The organism is Streptomyces sp. P5F9 (genome assembly GCF_057961495.1).
The window spans coordinates 1-1,435 of record NZ_JBXVPZ010000904.1; the positions used below are offsets into that span (position 1 = coordinate 1).

The 1,435-nt window shown below is 68.4% G+C and carries 1 protein-coding gene and 1 pseudogene; both read left to right on the plus strand.

Going from position 1 to position 1,435, the window contains the following annotated elements:
* Window positions 1-188: pseudogene (locus AC31A1_RS51360) on the plus strand (ABC transporter ATP-binding protein); the annotation flags it as partial.
* A gap of 11 nt (window positions 189-199) precedes the next feature.
* Window positions 200-1,321, plus strand: a complete 1,122-nt coding sequence (locus tag AC31A1_RS51365) for an ABC transporter ATP-binding protein (RefSeq protein ID WP_489659906.1) — start codon at window positions 200-202, stop codon at window positions 1,319-1,321.
* The last annotated feature ends 114 nt before the right edge of the window (window positions 1,322-1,435 follow it).

Here is a 1,435-nt window from a genome sequence, read left to right on the forward strand (position 1 = left end):
CCTCCCTTCTGAACCCGCCCTCGGGCTGCCGCTTCCACCCCCGCTGCACCTTCCAGGACCGGGTCGGCGGAACCCGCTGTGTCACCGAACGCCCGCTGCTCGCCCCCGACCGCGCCTCGGCCTGCCACCTCACGGCGGACGAGAAGCGCAGCATCTTCATCGAAGAGATCAAGCCCCGACTGGGCTAGGAGGAGACGTCATGACAGAGGACCTCGTCCTGCCCGCCCCGCGCGACGCGGTACCGGAAGCCTCCGGCGACCCGTTGCTGGTGGTGGAGGGCCTGACCAAGCACTTCCCGGTGAAGGGCGGCTTCCCGATCCGTCGTACGGTCGGCGCCGTCCAGGCCGTCGACGGCATCGACCTGACCGTGCACGTGGGGGAGAGCTTCGGCCTGGTGGGGGAGTCGGGCTGCGGCAAGTCGACGACGGGCCGGCTGATCACCCGCCTGCTGGAGCCGAGCGCGGGCACGATCACCTACAACGGCCAGGACATCACCCACGCCTCCCGCAAACAACTGGCCCCGATCCGCTCCGAGATCCAGATGATCTTCCAGGACCCGTACTCGTCGCTGAACCCGCGGCAGACGGTCGGCAAGATCATCTCGGGCCCGATGGAGATCAACGACATCCAGCCGGAGGGCGGCCGTGAGAAACGGGTCCGCGAACTCCTGGAGATCGTCGGTCTCAACCCCGAGCACTACAACCGCTTCCCGCACGAGTTCTCCGGCGGCCAGCGCCAACGCATCGGCGTGGCAAGGGCGTTGGCCCTCGAACCCAAGCTGATCGTGGCGGACGAACCGGTGTCGGCCCTGGACGTCTCGATCCAGGCCCAGGTGGTGAACCTCCTCCAGGAGGTCCAGAAGGAACTCGGCATCGCGTTCCTCTTCATCGCCCACGACCTCGCAGTCGTACGACACTTCTCGCACCGCGTGGCGGTCATGTACCTCGGCAAGATCATCGAGGTGGGTGACCGCGACTCCATCTACACCCGCCCCCGGCACCCGTACACCCACGCCCTGTTGTCCGCGGTGCCCGAGGTGAACCTCAGCGACAACGAAACAGTCGGCCGCGAACGCATCCGCCTCGCCGGTGACGTCCCCTCCCCGATCTCGCCCCCCTCCGGCTGCCGCTTCCGCACCCGTTGCTGGAAGGCCCAGGACAAGTGCGCGACCGAGGAACCACCGCTGATCCAGATCGAGGGCAACCGCCCCGCCCACCTGACGGCCTGCCACTTCCCGGAGGATCCGACGATCGAGGGACGGGGCGAGGACATCGTGCTGGACCCGGCGTTGGCTGCGCTGGAGGAGTCGCTGGAGGACTAGGGGGTTGCTGCGGCCCCGGGCTGCGAAGTGACCGTTGGGCCGCCCGCTTCTTGGTCAGTGTCGGGATTGCGGGAGCCGAGTAAAGGGCGCTCCCTGCGGTCGCGTCGCCTGCGG